1 protein-coding gene and 1 pseudogene are annotated in these 681 nt (G+C 72.7%); one reads left to right on the forward strand and one right to left on the reverse strand.

Annotation, left to right across the window (positions count from 1 at the left end; genetic code table 11):
* Nucleotides 1–308 (reverse strand): endonuclease V (locus ABD323_RS43080; protein ID WP_344447488.1); only part of this gene is annotated, 308 nt, incomplete at its 3' end.
* Between the two features lie 183 nt (nucleotides 309–491).
* Between ABD323_RS43080 and ABD323_RS43085 the strand changes: the two are divergent.
* Nucleotides 492–681 (forward strand): annotated as a pseudogene (locus ABD323_RS43085) (hypothetical protein); the annotation flags it as partial.

Below are 681 nucleotides of genomic sequence, written 5' to 3' on the forward strand. Positions count from 1 at the left end.
GTGTGCCGGAGGTCGGCCAAGGCGTCCAGCACGGTGGGCAGTTCGCGGAAGGCGAGCAGTCCGGGGACGTACGGGAAGCTGATCCGCCCGGTCGCGGTGGTCTCCTCCACGACGGCCAGGGTGGACAGTGAGAGCAGCACCGCCGCCGCGACCACCACGTCCCGGTCGTCGTCGTAGGCCACGTCCACACCGGCGATCAGGGCGTGGGGGGCCGGGCCGGGGCCGGACGGTTCGACCAGGCCCCGCAGGCGCTGCTGCACGGCGAGGGCCTCGGCCTCGGTGGTGGGCCAATCGGCGGGCATGGGCATGGACTTCCCCCAGGTGACTACGGCTGTTCGATGCCACCGTACCGAGCACGCGAGTGAGCCCGTGCGCCCCTGCGCCCCCGCTGTCGGCCGAAGGCGTACTTGTCCGGACCGAGCGCTGGGTACACCTTGGTAAGGCAAGGCTTCTCCCGGCGGCGCAAGACTCGTGCGAAGGACGGTCCTGGCATGTCCCGTCCCACCATCGCCCAACCCCTCACCGGCACCCTGACCGTGGTGCCCGCCACCGCGGTGCTGCTCGCCGTCTCCGGGTCGCGGGGGGTGTTCGAGATCGCGGTCCTGGTGGCCTTCGCGGTGGCACTCGGCACCCTGGCGGCCGCGCTGTTGGTGACGGTCTCGGCACAGCGGCGGGCGGCCG

It is taken from the genome of Kitasatospora nipponensis (genome assembly GCF_039528135.1).
Taxonomy (GTDB): domain Bacteria; phylum Actinomycetota; class Actinomycetes; order Streptomycetales; family Streptomycetaceae; genus Kitasatospora; species Kitasatospora nipponensis.